Genomic DNA, 17,830 nt, shown 5'->3' with positions numbered 1-17,830 from the left:
GACGCATCTCTCGCATCGGGGTAGGAAGGGGCTGGGCGGCTGGACGAAGCGCATACATTGCTGCGAGGCTCTACACTTTCTGGCAGTTCGACGCAGACGATGACAATCGGGGGTTAACAATCCCATATCGACGCACTATCAAATCTTTCGCCAGCCTCCCCAATTCTAGCGAATTGACAAGATCCAGGGCTTAGCCGGCGGCACGCATGTTCCCCGCCGGCATGTATTTTCTAAGTACAGCCTCGATCATGTCCGGGCTCACCGGCTTCATGATGTGGTCATCCATCCCCGACGCTTCGCATTGCCTAAGGTCGATGTCGAGCGCCTGCGCCGTCACCGCGATGATCGGAGTCCGCCGCCCTGTCCCCTTTTCGGCGTCGCGGATGGCGACTGCGGCGTCGAAGCCGTTCATCACCGGCATCGATATGTCCATGAGAACCAATGCCGGCTGAAGTTCGTGCCAGAGCTCCAATGCCTCCCTGCCATTCGCGGCGATCCGGTGCGAAACCCCGAGCCCCTCCAGTATCTGGGCGAAGACGAACTGATTGATCTGATTGTCCTCGGCGACCAACACTTCGATATCCGGCGCGTGCGTCCCGGTCGCAACGTCGCCTTCGAAGGAGATCCCCCAGTCCGCTTGCGGAACCGACGACCGCGGCTGCGGACGCTCGGCGCAAACGCGAAAGATCTCCGCAAGCAGGTTGCCGGCATCGATGTCGGTGGAAACCTTGAGGACGGGGCTTGCATGCCAGCCCGCAAGGACACGCTCGACGTCCGGGAATGCGCCATCGAGCACCAGGATGTCGAGCTTTACCCCGGAACGGTCGGCGGCCAGCGCGAAAGCCTCAAGCTCGTTGCCGTTGCGCACGGCGCAGGCGTCGAGACCGGAACCGCGCAGGCGCGCCACGAGCCGCTGCTCCGCGTCTCGGTCGCCTGTCGCAAGCAGCACGCGCAGTCCGCGCGCGGGCAGGGTCTCGATCATCGAACCCGCCTCGACCAGCTGCTGTACATTCAACGCCCGGAAGGGATCGTAGAAATTCTGTGCCGGCGCAAAAATGCTGTAGTCCAGAATCTGGAGGCCGCTGCTACCCGTGTTGTCGCCCGTACCGTGATACCAGGCCGCGATATCGGTGACGTCGTTCATGCAGGTCACGACAAAATGACGGCCGGGCATGCCGATACGATATTTGCGCGTCACGACCCAAAGATCATTGCCGTCGGCACGAACGATGTGCTCGGCTTCCGAATGCGGCTTGCCGGTTTCGAGCACCGATCGGTCCGACTGTTCGAACCGCTCCGCCAGTTCGGCATCGACGAGATCCCACGCGGAGCGCCCGAGAATCGCGTCCTGGGAAAGCTCATGGATCGTGCAGAACGCCTTGTTGACGGCGATGTAGTTGAGGTTTCGATCCTTGATGCAGATTGGGTTGGGCTGCGCGTCGAGGATTTCTTCCGTCAATTCCACGCGTTCGAGGTCGGTCTGAAGCTGTTCGTCGCGCTTCTTCTGTTCGGAAACATCGATGACGGACAATATGCCGATACCGCTCGACAGCCGGCGCTTGCGCAACGAGACCCAGCGCGTGCGACCGGCCCGCTCGACACTCTCGTAGCGCTCGCGCCAATGAAGCGCCATGTGCTCGGCGATCCAGTCTTCCCTGTTCGCTCGTCTTCGGCTGTTCTCAGGCAATGTCCCTGGGCGCACACCCGTATCGTAGACTGCGCCGAGAAAGTCGCGGAGGCGAGTGCCGGGCGTCAACAGGCGGGCTGGTACCGGAAAGAACTGCAGGATCGAGGGGCTGGCGAACAAGATCGTATCGTCTCGACCGCAGACAAGCAAAGCGAGGCCAAGTGCATCGCAGCTCGACTCGAGAATGATCCTGTTGATGTCTGCGCCGCCCGACGCCACATCGCTCATTGCGCTGTCCTCATTTCGCCGTCTGCATGATGCAGCAATCTAAAGTTTCACAGCGGCCCTTGCGCGTCTGAAAAGACCCGCGGCGCCGGCGCGGCGGTTTCATTCCGGGACATGCTGGCTGGCCTCCGAAGGCGTCTCTTCGGGCGGAATGCGGGGCGGCGTCCAGCAACGCCGCGGAGCTCCAAAGACAAAACCCCTGCTCATTCAGGTTGTTGTGGAAAATCGCAGCAGAACGTTAAAGGGGAATTAAATCATGGTCTCATTTTTCCCGAGACTTATCTCCCCATGACCGCTCTTACCGCGGCGGACCAATCGCAAACACCCCTTTCCCTCGCGCGCCGAATCCGGGAAAATGAGCCATGATCATCAAGCAACTTTCAGAAACGCTCATCAACCAGATTGCGGCCGGTGAGGTCCTCGAGCGGCCTGCCAGCGCGGCCAAGGAATTGATCGAGAATGCGCTCGACGCGGGCGCGACCAGGATCGAGATCGCGACGGCCGGCGGCGGCAAGACGCTGCTCAGGGTGACCGACAACGGCGGCGGCATGTCACCCGCCGACCTCGCCCTGGCCGTTCAGCGCCATTGCACCTCCAAGATCAGCGATAGCCTCACGGATATCCGGACCCTCGGCTTTCGCGGCGAGGCCCTGCCCTCGATCGGATCGGTCGCGCGCCTGTCGATCACGACGCGAACGGCCGGCGCCAACGAGGGCGCGGCGATCGCAATCGCAGGCGGGAAGACCGAAGCCGTGCGCCCGTCACCGGCCAATGTCGGGACCGTCGTCGAGGTGCGCGATCTTTTCTTCGCGACCCCCGCGCGGCTCAAATTCATGAAGTCGGAAAAGGCCGAGGCTGCCGCGATTTCCGAGGTCGTCCGCCGTATGGCGATCGCCTTCCCGAAGGTGCGCTTCGTACTCTCCGGCTCCGATCGCACGACACTTGAGTTCCCGGCCACCGGCGAGGACCGGCTGGCGCGGATGGCGCAGGTGCTCGGCAAGGATTTCCGCGACAATGCGATCGAGATCGACGCCGAACGGGAGGATGCCCGGCTTACGGGTTTTGCCGGCGTGCCGACCTTCAATCGCGGCAACTCGCTTCAGCAATATGTCTTCGTCAACGGCCGCCCGGTGCAGGACAAGCTCATCCTGTCTGCAATCCGCGCCGCCTATGCCGAAACCATCCCCCAAGGACGCTACCCGGTTGCCGTCCTGTCGATCGAACTCGAGCCGGCGCTCGTCGATGTCAATGTCCATCCGGCGAAGTCGGACGTCAGGTTTCGCGATCCGGGCTTGATCCGAGGGTTGCTTATCGGCGCGATCCGCGAGGCGCTCGCGCGCGGCGGAGACCGTGCCGCGACCACCGGCGCGAGCGGGATGATGCGTGCCTTCCGGCCGGAGATGCAGAGGCCGCCGCAACCCTGGACGCCTGCAGCCTCGCCCTACCGGCCGATAGATTTCGGCGAAACTGCGAACGGCTTCGCAGAGGCCCCGCAGCGAGCCTTTGTGGAATTCTCGCAGCCGTCGGCGCGTTCCACCGCTCCGGCCGAAGAAACACGCGTTTCTGACGTAACTCCGCCATCCTTCCCGCTCGGCGCCGCGCGTGCGCAGCTCCATGAGAACTACATCGTCGCGCAGACGGATGATGGCCTCGTCATCGTTGATCAGCACGCCGCGCATGAGCGCCTCGTCTTCGAGACGATGCGGACGGCGCTGCATTCCCGCCCGGTGCCCGCACAGACCCTGCTCATCCCGGAGATCGTCGATCTCCCCGAGGATGACTGCGAGCGACTGATGGCACATGCGGAGGAATTCACCCGCCTCGGCCTCGCGATCGAACGCTTCGGGCCGGGGGCGATCGCCGTACGCGAAACGCCGGCGATGCTGGGCGAAATGGATGCCGTCGGCCTGGTGCGACAGCTCGCCGACGAGCTTGCGGAATGGGATACGGCGAACGGCCTTGCGGGGCGCCTCGAATATCTCGCTGCGACGATGGCCTGCCACGGCTCGGTTCGCTCAGGCCGCCGGATGCGGACGGAGGAGATGAACGCGCTGCTTCGCCAGATGGAAGCAACACCTGGATCCGGCCAGTGCAATCATGGCCGGCCAACCTATATCGAGCTGAAGCTCTCGGACATCGAGCGTCTCTTCGGCCGCAGCTGACGGGCGGTCGTTCCGCCGAATTGCACTACTGCATGCTTCCTTAAATCGTAGCCGATTTAAGGACAAAGACCATGCAGCAATTCAAAGTGCTACAGCGTCCTTTGCGCGTCTTGTGAGACGCGCGGCGCTGTGATGTCTTGCCGGCACTGGAGTTTTACTGGGCACTGGGTTAGACCAAGAAGCGATCGAATTGAGAAGGCAGACACTGGCAATGATGAACCGATTTGAAGGAAGTCCCTCGCGCGAGGCGAAGATCCGCTATCTCGACGGCGACTTCCAGATCGTGCTCGCCGGATCACACGTCGTATGTGCCATGACGGGCAAAGCGATCCCCGTGGACGAATTGCGCTACTGGAGCGTTGCCCGGCAGGAACCCTATGTCGACGCGGCTGCCTCCCTCGACGCGGAAAAACGCGCCGGTGCGCTTCCCAATCAGCGACGCTGATTTACCGCATGTTTCCTTAAATCGTGGGTAAAGACCCCGTCACGGAGTGATTGCCTTGGCCTCCCGCAGCTTGCGCGTTCGCGCGGCGGCAAGCGTGCGGTCGATGACTTTGCCGGGCACCGACGGGTCGTCGAAGCGCACGTCGATTTCGATCACCTTGCTCTTGGCCGCCAGTTCTCCCGCCCGGCCATGGCCAGGTTCGAGACGCACCAGGTCCTTCGACGTGGTGACCAGCGTATAGCCCTGGGTCGCGGCGCGATCGAGCAGGTCGGCAATTTCATCGTCGGAGAAGTGGTGATGATCGGGAAAGCTCCGCGTCTCCTCGATCATCGCGCCCGTCTCGCGCACGGTCCGGAAGAACTTCTCCGGATCCGCGATACCGGCCCAGGCAAGAACCTTGACGCCTGCGAGTTGACCCTCGTCGACCCGGATGGTTTCAGCCGCGTAGACGGGCTTGCCCGCCCGAGCGGCCCGGCGGACCAGGGGATCGGCCGCCGAACCGCTGCCGATCTTGAGGAGCGCTGTTGCGTGGCGAAGTTGGTCGCCGATTGGCGCGCGAACCGGCCCCGAGGGAACCAGATGTCCATTGCCGATGCCTCGCCCGGAATCGACCACAAGCAAGGCGAAGTCGAATGCAAGCCGCGCGCTCTGGAAGCCGTCGTCCATGATGATGATGTCGGCGCCCTCGGCAGCGAGCTTGCGTGCGCCCTCGACGCGGCGTCGGCAGACGACGGTCAAGGCTTCGCGGGCGAGCAGCAGCGGCTCGTCGCCGACGTCGCGGGCACGGTGGTGATGCGGATCGACGACAGTTGTGACGTCCAGCGAGCCGCCATAACCGCGACTCAAGAAGCCCGGCTTCAACCCCTTCGCCTTGGCGGCTCGGGCAAGCGCAATAGCGGTCGGCGTCTTTCCTGCTCCCCCGACTGTGAAGTTGCCGACGCAGATGAGTGGCACCGGCGCCGAGGCGCGGCGGGCTCTATCCATGCGCATTCCGGCGATGCGGCCATAAACCCAGGAAACCGGCCAAAGCGCATAGGCGCGCCAATCGGCCTTGGTCCACCAGAACGGTGGCGCTTCAGAAACCATGCTGCCTAATCTGCCTCCACGACCTGCCCTGCCCCCAAACCGGCCAGGAACGCGACGCTCTACAGCGCCGCGCGTCTGAAAGACGCGATGGACAAAAAACGTCAGAATGGGAAAAAAGGCAAGCCGGTCGGTGCCTGCTGCACGTTTCCTTAAATCGTCGCCGATTTACGGATAAAAACATGCAGCAATTCAAAGTGCTGCAGCGTCCTTTGCGTATCTGATGAGACGCGCGGCGCTGTAGACCTACAGCACCGCCTCCAGTTCCGTGATGTCGGCCAGGCAATGGTCCGAGGCCGCGGCAAGAGATTGGCGCGACCCTGTACCGGTCAGCACGGCGACCGTCAGGCCGACGCCGGCGCTACGCCCCATGTGCATGTCGTGATTGTTGTCGCCGACGACCGCTACCTGATGCGGTTCCAGCCCCGTCGCGGCGCAGAAACCCAACACCATGCCCGGCTCCGGCTTGACCCCATGACCGCTGTCGTAGCCGGCAACGTAGTGCAGGTAACCATCGAAACCGAAGCGCCTGGCGGTTTCCCGGATCGACCGTTCGTTGTCGCTCGAGGCGACACCGAGGCGATAACCTTTCGCGTGGAGGCCGGCAAAGAAGGCGCCGAGATCGGTCACCGGAACGGCATAGTCGGCGGACTGCGCAAAGAGGCCGTCGAAGAGCGTCGTCAATTCCTCGACGGTGAAGGGCGCGCCGGCGCCAACCATGCCTGTGGCGATTTCCACGGTATTGCCAGCGGCAAGCAGGCTGTCGGGCGCAACATACCCACTGTCCGGATCCATTCCGCCCGCCTGAAGCAGCACCCTCGCGAGTTCCTCGTCGCCCTTCGCCGCGATGCGCGCCAATTCGTAGTTCACCGGCACCCAGCTCTTCACGTAGTCGAGAAGTGTCCCGTCCTTGTCGAACAAGATGCCGACGATGGTTTTCGATGCGACCATGATCAGATCCGCAAATTGACGCTTCAGCCTTCGACGCGCGGCTCCAGCCGTGCCTTCACGACCAGCGGGTTGATATAGGGCTCGAGACCCTTGATCGTCGCCGTCAGCGCGCCACGCATCTGCTGCACGCTTTCGAGGCCGGCGTCGATCATCGAGCGACGCATGTCGTCGTTGCCGAGCAGATAGTTGACGCCCTTGGCCAGCATCTCGACATCGCGCACGATCTTGGCGCTGCCGTTCTTGGCAAGCATCTGATAGGTTTCGCGGAAATTCTGGACATTGCCACCAGAAAGAACCGCACAGCCGAGCATGGCCGGCTCCAGCGGATTCTGTCCACCTTCGGCAAAGAGCGAGCGACCCACGAAGGCAACCTCGGTCAGGCGTAGATAGAGGCCCATTTCACCGATCGTGTCGCCGAGGAAGATGTCGACGTCCGGCGTTAGCGGATCGTTGCGCGTCCGGCGCGCGACCTTCAAGCCCTTGGCGACCAGCGCTGCCTCGATCGCGTCGCATCGCTCGGGATGGCGCGGAACGACGATCGTCAGGAGACCGGTCCTGTCCTTCAATGCACGGTGAACCGTCGCCGCGGCATTCTCCTCGCCCTCGAAGGTGGAGATCGCCGCCCAGGTCTTGCGCGCGCCGATCTGCTGCCGATACTCCTTGAGCGCCTTCGGATCATGCGGCGGGGCGTCGGTGTCGACCTTGAGATTGCCGGAAACCATGACCGGAAGCGCGCCGAGCGTGCGAAAACGGTCCGCATCCACGTCGGATTGCGCAATGACCAGCGCCAGTTTCTCGAAGAGCGCCTCGGCGAGCGAGGGCCTTTTTTTCCAGCGCGCGAAGGTCCGGTCCGAAAGACGGCCGTTCACCAGGACCTGCGGAATGTGCCGGCTGCCGAGTTCGACGATCGTCATCGGCCAGATTTCCGATTCCGCAATGATCGCCAGATCCGGCTCCCAATAGTCGAGAAAGCGGCTCACTGCAGGCTTGAAATCAAGCGGCACATATTGGTGCACGACGGCAGAACCGAGTCGCTCAGCGGCTACGCGGGCCGACGTCGTCGTACCGGTGGTCAGCACCACGGCGATGCCGCGGCGGCGGATTTCCTTAATCAGCGGTGTGACGGCCGCCGTTTCCCCGACGCTGGCGGCATGGAACCAGACAAGCGGTCCTTGCGGACGCGGCGCGCTCGCATAGCCGTAGCGCTCGCGGCGGCGCGTCGGGTCCTCCTTGCCTTTCGCTGCGCGTATGGCGAGGTAGGACCAGACCAAGGGATAGATCCCCGTCCCGATCCAGCGATAGCTGGAAAGTGCAAGCCGTGCACGAAGGCTACTCATGAACGCGCGCCCTCGCCCGTGTGCAACCGGACACAGATGTCATGCACAGCCTGGGCGCAGGCACGCCGCGTGCGTCCCAACGACACCGACATCAATCATTTTCCGGATCGAGCAGGCGATGCATGTGGACGATGAAATAACGCATATGGGCGTTGTCGACCGTCATCTGCGCCTTGGCCTTCCAGGCAGCATGAGCGCTGTTGTAGTCGGGAAAGATGCCGACGATATCGAGCTTTTCCAGATCGCGGAACTGGACGTTGGTAAGCGTTGTCAGCTCGCCGCCGAAGACGAGGTGCAAACGTTGCTTTTTCGCGGAGTCTTGAGCCATCGTAATTCCATTTTGTCTTGAAGCGTGTTGATTTGCGGCATTCGCCTGCAAAGGTCAATGGGGCTCCAACGGGCGGGAGGCGGCCAGCAAGGCTGGAAGCACCGGCCTCGAGGCTGCGCCAAGAATGCCATGCGTGACAATGGGGCGATTATAGGACAAGGGCAGGCCGTCGAGCCCGCAGACCGCACCGCCCGCCCGTGCAAGGATGAGGTCGGCAGCGGCAAGATCCCAGTCGTGCGAGTTCTTCTTGACGATCGTTCCGTCTAACCGTCCATCCGCGATCATCGCCAGCCGGTATGCAAGCGACGGCACATGCGGGATCCGCACCATTTCTTCGCGATAGGGCGAAGCCAACCTGCCGACCAGGTCCTCGGCCATCGCCACCTTCAGCGTCCGGTGACGCTCGGGCACGCGCACAGCGATCGCGGCACCGTTCTTTCGCGCCTCGCTGTCGCGGGTTGCCTGAAAAACCTCGCCGAGCGCCGGCGCATAGAGCACGGCCGCAACGGGCTGGCCGCGCTGGACGACGGCGACGCTCACACACCAAAGGTCACGGCCGGCGATGAAGGCGCGGGTCCCATCAATGGGGTCGACCACGAAGACGCTCTCCCGGGAGAGGCGGCTCTCGTCATCATCGGTCTCCTCGGAAAGCCAGCCGTAATCGGGCCGCGCACCAAGCAACCTTGCCTTGAGGATGTCGTTGGCGGCGAGGTCCGCCTCGCTCACCGGAGAGCGCCCCTCGTTCTTCCAGTGTACGTCAAAGGTCTTGCGAAAATATCCGAGCGCCGTGTCGCCCGCGGCGATCGCCGCAGTGAGGATTAGCTCAAGGTCCTCGCTCCAGGCGGGCGCGAGCGGTCGGGCTGTTTCTGACATTCAACTCCATACGCGCGGGGCTGGCCCGCACGCCTCAGTGTTGGTGGAACAAGCCGCCACAGCGCCGCGCGTCTTATCAGGCGCGCAAAAGTCGCTGTAGCACTTTGAATTTCTGCATGTCTTTGTCCTTAAATCGGGGTCGATTTAAGGACACATGCAGGAGCGATCAGGTTCCGGCGAGCGTCATGCCTTCGATGGCAAGGGTCGGCGCGGCAATGCCGAATTTCCTGTCGATATCATCGGCAGGCGTCAAGGCCATGAACATCTGCTTGAGATTGGAAGCGATCGTTACCTCGGACACGGCGAAGGTGATTTCGCCGTTCTCGATCCAGAAACCGGAAGCGCCGCGGCTATATTCCCCCGTCACCATGTTCACGCCCTGGCCGATCAGTTCGGTGACATAGAAACCCGTTCCGACGCTCTTTATCAGGTCGTCGCGCGAGATCCTTCCGGGTTCGAGGGCGAGATTGGTCGAGGCGGGATTGACCGTGGGGCCGCCGCGAACGCCGCGTCCATTGGTTTCAAGGCCCAGTTCTTTGGCCGCCGAGGTCGACAGGAACCAGTGCTGCAGCACACCGTCCTCGACGATCGACAGCTTCGCGCCGCTCACCCCTTCGCCATCGAAGGGGCGCGACGAGGCGCCGCGGACGATCAGCGGATCATCGGTCACTTCGATGCCGGCCTTCATGATCTGCTTGCCCATCATGTCGCGCAGGAAGCTCGTCTTGCGTGCCACCGATGCGCCGTTGATCGCGCCGGCCAGATGCCCGACGAACCCACGCGCAATGCGCGGGTCGAAAACGACGGTGACGTTCTTTGCGGTCGGGACCTGGCGCGGGTTGAGGCGCGCAACCGCCCGTTCGCCGGCGACGCGGCCAATGTCGTCGGCCGTTCGCAAATCATCGAAGTAGAGGCGACTGTCGAAATCGTAATCGCGCTCCATCTTCGTGCCCTCGCCGGCGATGGCGCTGACGGAGCGGCCGAAGCGGGTTGCCATGTAGGAACCCGAGAAGCCGTGCGAGGTGACCAAAACGAGCCCGCCCATGCCGGCCGAGGCACCGGCACCGCTTGAGTTGGTGACGCCGGACACGGCAAGGGCCGCCTCCTCGGCGGCAAGCGCAGCTTCGGTCAACGCCTCGGTCGATACGGTGCTGCCATCGAACAGATCGAGATCCGGGTAGGATGTCGCAAGCCGATCGGAGTCCGCCAGCGACGCGTATGGATCCTCCGGCGAGGCCTTGGCCATCGCGACCGCGCGCTCTGCGAGCACCTTCAGATCGAAGCCGGGATTGGCCGAGACGCTTGCAACCCGGCGCCCGACGAATACCCGCAGCGAAAAGTCATCGCTTTCGGAGGCTTCCGTCGCTTCGACCTTGCCGAGCCGGACGGAAACGGAACGGGAGCGGCCGCGCACCACCACCGCATCCGCGGCGTCCGCCCCGGCCTGCCGGGCGAGTTCGACGAGCTCGGAGGCTTGCTTCTCCAACGCAGCGGAATCGATCATCTCAGACATGATTTGGCCTTTCATTCCTGCCCCATTTATTGTGCACTGAACCATGCATCAAGGGCATCATCGTGATTCCCGTCCCAGCATCCAAATGATATCCGCAGAAGACCCTGCGTTCGGGGCCTGCCGCAGCCGTGACAGCGAGAGCATCGAGCATGCAAACGACATCGTTTCTCTATACCCAGGCGCTAATGCTGCTCGGCGGCGCCGTGCTTGCGGCACCGATCTTCAAGCGTCTGGGGCTCGGCACGATTCTCGGCTATCTCGCAGCCGGCATCCTGATCGGCCCGGTCGCGCAACGGATTACCGAGGGCGAGGAGATCCTGCACGTCTCGGAACTCGGAGTCGTGTTCCTGCTCTTCGTCATCGGTCTGGAATTGAAGCCATCGCGCCTGTGGCAAATGCGACGCGATATCTTCGGGCTGGGTGCGGCACAGGTTGTCCTGACCGGTCTCGCTCTGTCGTTCCTGATCGCATTCGCCGGCCTTCTCGAATGGAGGGGAAGCATCATTGCCGGCTTCGGGCTTGCTCTGTCGTCGACGGCCTTTGCAATGCAGATCCTCGAGGAGAGCAACGATACCAATACGCGTTACGGCCAGCGCGCCTTCTCCATTCTGCTGCTGCAGGACCTCGCAATCGTTCCGCTGCTCGCCCTGATCCCCTTGATGGCAGCGCAGGCACCGGAAGATGCGACGACGCCGTTTCAGGACTTCGCGATTGCGGTCAGCGCCGTCGCCGTTCTCTTCTTCGCGGGTCGCTATCTGCTCAATCCGCTCTTCCAGGTGATCGCCCGCACCGGAGCGCGCGATGTCATGATCGCGGCAGCCCTTCTCGTCGTCATGGGCGCGGCGACATTGATGCAGCTTGCCGGTCTATCCATGGCGATGGGTGCCTTTCTCGCCGGTGTGCTTTTGGCAGAATCGTCCTATCGCCATGAACTCGAAGCCGATATCGAGCCCTTTCGCGGCATTCTTCAGGCCTTGTTCTTCATGGCCGTCGGCCTGTCGCTGGAACTCGACGTCATCGTCGAAAACTATCTGCTGATCATCGTCGCAGTGCCGTTGCTGATGCTGGTGAAGAGCCTCGTGCTCTACTGGCTCTGCCGCATCACCGGCTCGCGCCACAACGACGCGCTGCGCATCGGTCTTCTTCTGCCCCAGGGCGGCGAATTCGGCTTCGTGCTCTTCACTGCGGCGGCCGCGGCAAGTGTCTTTTCACAAGGAACCTCGTCGCTGCTCGTCGCCATCGTGACGCTCTCGATGGCGCTGACACCTGTCGCAGCCATGCTCTCTAAGCGGTTGATGCACGAGCAGGAGGAAATGGCCGACGAGATCGAGGAGGACTTCGAAGGTGCCGGCGCCGACGTGCTGATGATCGGCTTCTCCCGCTTCGGCCAGATCGCCGCGCAGATCCTGCTCGCCGGCGGCCGCGACGTGACCATCATCGATCATTCCGCAGCGCGCGTGCGCCAGGCAGCAACCTTCGGCTTTCGTATCTATTTCGGCGACGGCACCCGGCTTGACGTGTTGCGGGCGGCCGGCATAGAGCGCGCGAAGCTCGTCGCGGTCTGCACCCAGAAGAAGGAAACGACGGACAGGATCATCAGTCTCGTCCAGGCCGAATACCCGAACGCCCGCATCTTCGCCCGCTCCTACGACCGGCTGCACACACTGGAACTGCGCGCACTGGGCGTTGACTACGAACTGCGCGAAACCTTCGAATCCGGACTTCTCTTTGGTCGCAAGACGCTGGAAGCGCTGGGTGTCGGGAACGAAGATGCGATCGCCATCATGGACGATATCCGCCGTCGCGACGAGGCGCGGCTCGTTCTTCAGGAAGCCGAGGGCATCACCGCGGGCCGCGACATGCTGCACTCGCGGCCGGTCCGGCCGGAGCCGTTGGTCAAGCCGAAGCGTGAAGTGAACCACTCCGCCGACATCGAGGAGCGGATCCTGCCGACCCTTCCGGCGGAGGATCGGCAGCAGAAGGACGAGACGCTGGCGCAGACCGACTGACGGAGGGCCTGCTTACAAGCAATTCCAGGAAAAGTGTGTAGACGGTTTTCCGTCTGGAATTACGCAATTTCAAACAGCGGACCGCTCAGTCCTTCCAGCTCTCGATCCGCTCGGAAAGAGCACGCTTGAATTGCTCCTTGGTACCCGCCGTTGCGGCCAGGACCTCATGGGCGCGCAAGAAATCGAGGACGCGGAAGCGCCCGACATCGGGGCGCAGCAAAATGTCGGGCGCGCCGTTTTTCATCTTCATCGCAATGATGGATTGCATCATCAGTTGGCTCGCGCCGAACAGGCTATCGAGACGGCTCGGTATGGTTCGCCCGTTGCCGTCCGGGCCGCCGACCACATCGATGGCGGCGACGATGTCGGCCAGGCCGCGCAAGTGATCGAACGGGATCGGATTGTAGATGCCGCCGTCGATCATGACGCGGCCATCGATCTTCACCGGCTTGAACAAGGCTGGCAAGGCAGCGGAGGCGGCAAGCGCCTTGTGCAGGTCGCCGCTTTCACAAACGCGTTCCGTCTGGCCGTAGTAGTCCGTCGCCATGACCTTCAGCGGGATCACCAGATCGGAAAAGCGGCTCGGGATCGCCTCGGGCAGGAAGGCCTTCAGGACCCGCTCGATATTGAACTGGCCGAAATGGAAGCCGCTCGCCACCGCCTCGGCAAGACTGACCGGCCGCAGCTGCCACAGCCGATTAAGCACTTCGCCGCGATGGCCGACGGTCGACAGCACATGGTGCCGGATCTCCTCCCCGCGCATCCCGGCCGCCATGCCGGCGCCCATCATCGCGCCGATCGACGAGCCGGCGATCGCGACGGGCCGAATGCCCATCTCGTCGAGGGCCTCGATGATGTGGATATGCGCAAGTCCGCGCGCGCCCCCGCCTCCGAGCGCGAGCGCAACCGAGGGGCTTCGCGTTGCGGACGGTTTCGCGATTTCAGACAGGGTATCCTTCCTCATCACGCTCGTCTCCGTTCACCATACGGGCACGCGATCGTCACCGCACGCGGGTCTACAGCGCCGCGCGTCCAACCGGACGCGCAAAGATCTCTGTAGCACTTTGAAGCTGCATGATTTTGTCCTTAGATCGATCCCGATTTAAGGATTCATGCAGTAGTCAATCGCCGCGGAACCAGTAGAAATGCATCCGCGTGTCGCCAAAGACGCGCACATCGAGTGGCTCGAATTCGATCGGGGGCCGCGGCTCAACGTCGGCCCGTTCCTCCAGAATTGCAAGAGCGCCGGGGACGAGCCACTTGCCTGCCGCGGCCGCTGCAAGTGCGCGCTCGCCGAGCCCTTTGCCATAGGGCGGATCTGCAAAAACCAGATGAAACGGCTCCATCGTCCCGACCGGCCCGAGATCGGTCGCGTCGCGACGGAAGATCTTGGCGCGTCCCTGAAGTCCGAGCGCCTCGATATTGGTCCGAAGCAGCCCCCTGCCCTCCACGCCTTGCTCGACGAAGAGCGCGTGCCTGCAGCCGCGAGACAAGGCTTCGAGCCCGACAGCACCGGTGCCGGCAAAGAGATCGAGCACGCGGGTGCCGTCGAGCGCTTCCGGATAGGCGTGGCTCAAGATATTGAACAGGCTTTCACGCGTCCGATCGGTAGTCGGACGGATATCGTTGGACTTGGGCGTGGCCAGGGCGCGGCCGCGAAACTCTCCCCCGACGATCCGCACGGCCGATTACTTCCCCTTGCCCCGCGGCTTGCCGCCGCCGGGGCGGCCGCCTGGCTTACCACCGCCTGGCTTACCACCGCCTGGCTTGCCACCGCCCGGCTTGCCGCCACGGGGGCCGCCGGAGCGCTGGCCGGGCGATTTCCCTACACTGGGCTTGCCGGCGGGCTTTCCGCGAGGCCGGTCGCCGGACGGGCGGTTGCCGCCCTCGCGACCTTGAGGCCGATCGCCTTCGCTGCGGCTTGTCCGCGGTTTTCCGGAGAATGCACGATTTTCGCCGCCGGCGCGTGCCGGGCGCTCAGCACGCGTGCGTTCACTGCTTTCGCGCCGCGGCGGCCGATCGCCGTGATCACGCGATTTCCGCTCTGCTGGGTCAAAAGGCCGACGCCGGTCGAAGCCACCCTCGCGCGTGTCGTCCTTGCGACGCACCGGTTCGCTGGCGCTGATCCAGTCTCCATCTTCATCCCCGCGCCTGACGGACGGCCGCGGAGCGCGCTCGGGGCGCCCAGCGCCCTTGGCTGCAGCGCCTTTGCGGTCGGGATCGAATTTTCCCGATGTCTTCGTCGCCAAGCCGTCCTTGGTGCGGCCATAGCGTTTTGTCTTCGGTGCACCTTCCGGACGCTCGCGTCGGACGGGCGTCGCCGATGGCTCATCCGCCGACTTCGGCTTCTTTTCGGCTATCGGGCGTGCACCCGGCGCCATCCAGACATTGGCGGTGCGGCTGCGCTTCGCCGGAACCCGGGCGGGGCGGTCGGCAGGCCTGGCGGCGGGACGCTCGCCGCGATCGCGGGAGCGGCCTTCGTCGCGGCGCGTGTCGAGGCGCGCAAGCGCGCGCTCGCGCTTGTCCTCAGGATTTTCTCGCCGCCCGAGGCGCTCCGGCTTGCCGGCATCCTCCGCAACCTCGTCGTGATGGTCCCTCTCGGCCGCCGGCTGGTCGTTGTAGAGAGGCGCGTCGAAATTCGCCTTCGCGTCCTCGATCAGGCGCGGGCCGAGTTGGTCCCTGAGTGTGCGCCCACGAATTTCCTGAACATGACCTTCCGGCAGGTCGCCGAGTTGGAAGGGGCCGTAGGAAATGCGGATCAGTCGATTGACATCGAGACCAAGCGCGCCGAGCACGTTCTTGATCTCGCGGTTCTTGCCTTCGCGCAGGCCCATGGTGATCCAGGCGTTCGATCCCTGAACCCGATCGAGCGTCGCCTCGATGGCCCCGTAGAGCACCCCATCGACGGCGATGCCGTCCTTCAGCCGATCGAGCGCTTCCTGATCGATCTCGCCATGCGCACGCACGCGATATCGACGCAGCCAGCCGGTGGACGGCAGTTCGAGCACGCGAGCAAGGCCGCCATCATTGGTCAAGAGCAGCAGGCCCTCGGTGTTGATGTCGAGCCGGCCGATCGAAAGCACGCGCGGCAGCCCTTCCGGCAGGTTCTCGAAAACCGTCGGCCGGCCTTCCGGATCGGCGTTGGTCGTCACCAGCCCGGCGGGTTTGTGATAAAGCCAGAGACGCGTGCGCTCGATACCGCGGATCGGATGACCGTCGACCTCGATGCTGTCGGCAAGCGTTGCGTTGACCACAGGCGTATCTAGCACGACGCCGTTGAGCTTTACGCGCCCTTCCATGATCATCCGCTCGACGTCGCGGCGGGAGGCGACGCCGGCTCGCGAGAGGATCTTCGAGATGCGCTGCGGCTCATCGGCACCGGGCGCGGCCGCAGGCGGCCGGGCCTTGGCGGACGGGGCGGCGCCCGCCTTCTTGTCACCGGAACGAGGTTTCTTTTCCCGGCCGTTGGTCTTGCCGCCGGGCCGCGTGGACTTGTCTTTGGATGTCATTTGTGTTGCCTGCCTTTTGCGGCTGTCCTATCAGGTCAAGCGCCGTGGGTTAAGAGAAATTATTGATCGAGCGATGACGGATACGACACGCTTCATGGATGCGGCCCTCGAAGAGGCCCGGCAAGCGGCAGCACGCGGCGAAGTGCCGATCGGCGCCGTCGTCGTGCTCGACGGCAAGATCGTCGCCGCCGCCGGTAACCGCACGCGCGAACTGAACGACGTCACGGCCCATGCCGAGATCCAGGCAATCCGTCAGGCTGCCGCCAGCGTCGGCGGCGAACGACTGACGGGTGCTGACCTCTACGTCACGCTGGAGCCCTGCACCATGTGCGCGGCGGCGATCTCCTTCGCCCGAATACGCCGCCTCTATTATGGCGCGGAAGATCCGAAGGGTGGCGCGGTGGATAACGGCGTCCGGTTCTACGCGTCGCCGACGTGCCATCATGTCCCGGATGTCTATTCCGGCCTTGCCGAACAGGAAGCCGCCGATATCCTTCGCGATTTCTTTGCCGGCAAACGCTGACCGGCGCACCGGTCAGTCGTTGGCAAGTGCCTTCAGCGCGGCGCCCGCAAGCCGGTAGCGCTTCCATTCCGACATGGGCTCCGCGCCGACTGCCTCGTAAACACGAATGGCCGGCTCGTTCCAATCGAGAACGCTCCATTCGAAACGGCCGCATCCTTCCGCAATCGCAATGCGCGCGAGATGTTTCAGAAGCAGTTTGCCGGCGCCCGAACCGCGGTATTCAGGCGTGACATAGAGGTCTTCGAGATAAAGCCCCTTCAGCGCTTGCCAGGTGGAAAAACTGTAGAACCAGATGGCGAAGCCGGCAGGGACGCCGTCGACCTCGCAGATAACCGCATGAGTGATGGCATCGGGACCGAAGAGCGAGGCTTGCAAGCGCTCGACGGTCGCCTCGACCTCATGCCCCGCCTTTTCGTAGATCGCGAGCTCGGTGATGAAGCGCAGAATCGTCTCTGCATCTTCGGGCACGGCGTTGCGAATGCTGGTCGTCATGGCTTAGAACGGCCACCACCACTTGGTGCCGCTGTTTGCGACCTGCGCGTCCTTCTTGCGGCGACGCTCCTTCACCTTTTCCGGCTCGCCAAGATCGGTTTCGGCGCCCTCCGGAAGGCGGCGATATTCGATCGGCGGATCGCTCAAGAAACGACGCTTGTCGGAATATGCGCCCTGCTCGATCCTGCGGGCCTCCCGATAGGCCTCCTGCTGCTCCTTGGCCGAGAGACGGCGACCATTGGCGCTCGCCTTCGCCAGCGGCGAGACATAGTTGGGATCGTTCTTGTTGGCGTCCGCCTCGTCACGCAGGCGCTCACGGACCTCCTCCGGCGACTCGACCCACTGCGGGTTGGTCTCGCGGTTCGCCAGTGACTGCTGAGGCTCGATCAAGGCCGTCTGCTGCCCCTGCGGCGGCAGCACCAGTGCCGGCCGGGGCTGATATTTCACCGGATCGCGCTTCGGCGGGGCCAGGCTCACGGCACTGCCGAGATCGTCAAGCAGTTGTTCGCCTGCCGACTTGTCCGTACCGTAGGTTGGACCGCCGATGCAGCCCGAAAGCACCAAGCCGCCCGCCACGATAGCGGCAATGCTGGCGACAACTCGCAACTCTCGCGTCATTTCCATGAATTTCCTTCCAGCCAGCCGCACCCCACATGCCGCGGCCACTCAGCGCCCCCTTGGCCGAAAAATCCG

General features: G+C 63.6%; 16 protein-coding genes. 4 read left to right on the top strand and 12 right to left on the bottom strand.

The window, feature by feature from the left end; translation table 11 throughout:
- Nucleotides 1-190: 190 nt before the first annotated feature.
- Entirely contained in the window at nt 191-1,915 is a 1,725-nt protein-coding gene (locus FKV68_RS04395) for a response regulator (protein ID WP_180940314.1), read from the bottom strand.
- Nucleotides 1,916-2,274: 359 nt separating this feature from the next.
- On the opposite strand from FKV68_RS04395, the gene mutL reads away from it, so the two are divergent.
- Together mutL and FKV68_RS04385 are read left to right on the top strand one after the other, a co-directional pair.
- Nucleotides 2,275-4,074, top strand: coding sequence for a DNA mismatch repair endonuclease MutL (gene mutL, locus FKV68_RS04390; RefSeq protein ID WP_180940313.1), 1,800 nt, complete (start codon nt 2,275-2,277; stop codon nt 4,072-4,074).
- Nucleotides 4,075-4,285: 211 nt separating this feature from the next.
- Nucleotides 4,286-4,519 (top strand): DUF2093 domain-containing protein, encoded by a 234-nt coding sequence (locus FKV68_RS04385; protein ID WP_180940312.1) that lies wholly within the window; start codon nt 4,286-4,288, stop codon nt 4,517-4,519.
- A 39-nt stretch (nt 4,520-4,558) separates the two neighbouring features.
- Here FKV68_RS04385 and lpxK read toward each other — a convergent pair whose 3' ends face one another.
- From lpxK to FKV68_RS04355, 6 genes are all read right to left on the bottom strand, one after another.
- The gene (gene lpxK, locus FKV68_RS04380; RefSeq protein ID WP_180940311.1) at nt 4,559-5,605 is read right to left on the bottom strand and encodes a tetraacyldisaccharide 4'-kinase; all 1,047 of its coding nucleotides are present in this window, start codon (nt 5,603-5,605) and stop codon (nt 4,559-4,561) included.
- A gap of 243 nt (nt 5,606-5,848) precedes the next feature.
- Nucleotides 5,849-6,553, bottom strand: a complete 705-nt coding sequence (locus tag FKV68_RS04375) for an HAD family hydrolase (RefSeq protein WP_180940310.1) — start codon at nt 6,551-6,553, stop codon at nt 5,849-5,851.
- 23 nt (nt 6,554-6,576) lie between these two features.
- Nucleotides 6,577-7,890 (bottom strand): lipid IV(A) 3-deoxy-D-manno-octulosonic acid transferase, encoded by a 1,314-nt coding sequence (waaA, locus tag FKV68_RS04370; RefSeq protein ID WP_180940309.1) that lies wholly within the window; start codon nt 7,888-7,890, stop codon nt 6,577-6,579.
- Between the two features lie 91 nt (nt 7,891-7,981).
- The gene (locus tag FKV68_RS04365) at nt 7,982-8,218 is read right to left on the bottom strand and encodes a DUF4170 domain-containing protein (RefSeq protein ID WP_180940308.1); all 237 of its coding nucleotides are present in this window, start codon (nt 8,216-8,218) and stop codon (nt 7,982-7,984) included.
- A 54-nt stretch (nt 8,219-8,272) separates the two neighbouring features.
- Entirely contained in the window at nt 8,273-9,091 is an 819-nt protein-coding gene (locus FKV68_RS04360) for a 3'(2'),5'-bisphosphate nucleotidase CysQ (RefSeq protein WP_180940307.1), read from the bottom strand.
- Nucleotides 9,092-9,257: 166 nt separating this feature from the next.
- Nucleotides 9,258-10,604: a TldD/PmbA family protein gene (locus FKV68_RS04355; protein ID WP_180940306.1), complete on the bottom strand. Its 1,347-nt coding sequence runs from the start codon at nt 10,602-10,604 to the stop codon at nt 9,258-9,260.
- 149 nt (nt 10,605-10,753) lie between these two features.
- On the opposite strand from FKV68_RS04355, the gene FKV68_RS04350 reads away from it, so the two are divergent.
- Nucleotides 10,754-12,613: a monovalent cation:proton antiporter-2 (CPA2) family protein gene (locus tag FKV68_RS04350; RefSeq protein WP_180940305.1), complete on the top strand. Its 1,860-nt coding sequence runs from the start codon at nt 10,754-10,756 to the stop codon at nt 12,611-12,613.
- Between the two features lie 85 nt (nt 12,614-12,698).
- Here FKV68_RS04350 and FKV68_RS04345 read toward each other — a convergent pair whose 3' ends face one another.
- The 3 genes from FKV68_RS04345 to FKV68_RS04335 form a co-directional block, all read right to left on the bottom strand.
- Nucleotides 12,699-13,577, bottom strand: a complete 879-nt coding sequence (locus FKV68_RS04345) for a patatin-like phospholipase family protein (RefSeq protein WP_180940304.1) — start codon at nt 13,575-13,577, stop codon at nt 12,699-12,701.
- Nucleotides 13,578-13,734: 157 nt separating this feature from the next.
- Entirely contained in the window at nt 13,735-14,295 is a 561-nt protein-coding gene (gene rsmD / locus FKV68_RS04340; protein ID WP_180940303.1) for a 16S rRNA (guanine(966)-N(2))-methyltransferase RsmD, read from the bottom strand.
- Between the two features lie 6 nt (nt 14,296-14,301).
- Complete coding sequence (locus tag FKV68_RS04335) at nt 14,302-16,122, bottom strand: pseudouridine synthase (protein ID WP_180940302.1); 1,821 nt, start codon at nt 16,120-16,122, stop codon at nt 14,302-14,304.
- Between the two features lie 73 nt (nt 16,123-16,195).
- Here FKV68_RS04335 and FKV68_RS04330 point away from each other — a divergent pair, with 73 nt between their 5' ends.
- The gene (locus FKV68_RS04330) at nt 16,196-16,645 is read left to right on the top strand and encodes a nucleoside deaminase (RefSeq protein ID WP_180940301.1); all 450 of its coding nucleotides are present in this window, start codon (nt 16,196-16,198) and stop codon (nt 16,643-16,645) included.
- A 12-nt stretch (nt 16,646-16,657) separates the two neighbouring features.
- On the opposite strand, the gene FKV68_RS04325 is transcribed toward FKV68_RS04330, so the two are convergent.
- Nucleotides 16,658-17,137, bottom strand: coding sequence for a GNAT family N-acetyltransferase (locus FKV68_RS04325; protein ID WP_180940300.1), 480 nt, complete (start codon nt 17,135-17,137; stop codon nt 16,658-16,660).
- Nucleotides 17,138-17,140: 3 nt separating this feature from the next.
- A complete protein-coding gene (locus FKV68_RS04320; protein ID WP_180940299.1) occupies nt 17,141-17,761 on the bottom strand; it encodes a hypothetical protein in 621 nt (206 codons plus the stop codon).
- Between the last annotated feature and the right edge of the window lie 69 nt (nt 17,762-17,830).

It is taken from the genome of Sinorhizobium mexicanum, assembly GCF_013488225.1.
In the GTDB taxonomy this organism is placed as follows: domain Bacteria; phylum Pseudomonadota; class Alphaproteobacteria; order Rhizobiales; family Rhizobiaceae; genus Sinorhizobium; species Sinorhizobium mexicanum.
Note: the sequence above shows the minus strand (reverse complement) of the source record. Positions and strands in the feature narration are given on the sequence as shown.

Coding starts and splice junctions, on each gene's coding strand:
- FKV68_RS04375 (WP_180940310.1), bottom strand. CDS start 6,553: ATGGTCGCATCGAAAACCATCGTCGGCATCTTGTTCGACAAGGACGGG.
- FKV68_RS04355 (WP_180940306.1), bottom strand. CDS start 10,604: ATGTCTGAGATGATCGATTCCGCTGCGTTGGAGAAGCAAGCCTCCGAG.
- FKV68_RS04385 (WP_180940312.1), top strand. CDS start 4,286: ATGATGAACCGATTTGAAGGAAGTCCCTCGCGCGAGGCGAAGATCCGC.
- FKV68_RS04330 (WP_180940301.1), top strand. CDS start 16,196: ATGACGGATACGACACGCTTCATGGATGCGGCCCTCGAAGAGGCCCGG.
- FKV68_RS04350 (WP_180940305.1), top strand. CDS start 10,754: ATGCAAACGACATCGTTTCTCTATACCCAGGCGCTAATGCTGCTCGGC.
- FKV68_RS04325 (WP_180940300.1), bottom strand. CDS start 17,137: ATGACGACCAGCATTCGCAACGCCGTGCCCGAAGATGCAGAGACGATT.
- FKV68_RS04320 (WP_180940299.1), bottom strand. CDS start 17,761: ATGGAAATGACGCGAGAGTTGCGAGTTGTCGCCAGCATTGCCGCTATC.
- FKV68_RS04360 (WP_180940307.1), bottom strand. CDS start 9,091: ATGTCAGAAACAGCCCGACCGCTCGCGCCCGCCTGGAGCGAGGACCTT.
- lpxK (WP_180940311.1), bottom strand. CDS start 5,605: ATGGTTTCTGAAGCGCCACCGTTCTGGTGGACCAAGGCCGATTGGCGC.
- FKV68_RS04395 (WP_180940314.1), bottom strand. CDS start 1,915: ATGAGCGATGTGGCGTCGGGCGGCGCAGACATCAACAGGATCATTCTC.
- FKV68_RS04365 (WP_180940308.1), bottom strand. CDS start 8,218: ATGGCTCAAGACTCCGCGAAAAAGCAACGTTTGCACCTCGTCTTCGGC.
- FKV68_RS04345 (WP_180940304.1), bottom strand. CDS start 13,577: ATGAGGAAGGATACCCTGTCTGAAATCGCGAAACCGTCCGCAACGCGA.
- FKV68_RS04335 (WP_180940302.1), bottom strand. CDS start 16,122: ATGACATCCAAAGACAAGTCCACGCGGCCCGGCGGCAAGACCAACGGC.
- waaA (WP_180940309.1), bottom strand. CDS start 7,890: ATGAGTAGCCTTCGTGCACGGCTTGCACTTTCCAGCTATCGCTGGATC.
- mutL (WP_180940313.1), top strand. CDS start 2,275: ATGATCATCAAGCAACTTTCAGAAACGCTCATCAACCAGATTGCGGCC.